The following is a 203-nucleotide window of genomic DNA, read 5'->3' on the forward strand; positions in this document are numbered from 1 at the left end:
ACATTGATCAAGTCATCTGCTCCAGTGAAACCATTCACCGTGCCTGGTGTGTCATCAACAGCTACTATCGCTGGAGCTACCACTTCTACTGTGACCGTAGCCTGATCTGTATTTGTAGGGTTCAGGTTCTCACTGATCTCATATGTTACCGTGTAAGTGCCTGCTGCTGTACCAGCCACTATCGTCACCGTACCATCTGCATT

1 protein-coding gene is annotated in these 203 nt (G+C 48.3%); it reads right to left on the reverse strand.

Annotated features, from left to right (window positions below):
• Positions 1 to 203 (reverse strand): hypothetical protein (locus tag I5349_RS14235; protein ID WP_226391414.1); only part of this gene is annotated, 203 nt, incomplete at both ends.

It is taken from the genome of Penaeicola halotolerans (assembly GCF_016464625.1).
In the GTDB taxonomy this organism is placed as follows: Bacteria; Bacteroidota; Bacteroidia; order Cytophagales; family Cyclobacteriaceae; genus Penaeicola; species Penaeicola halotolerans.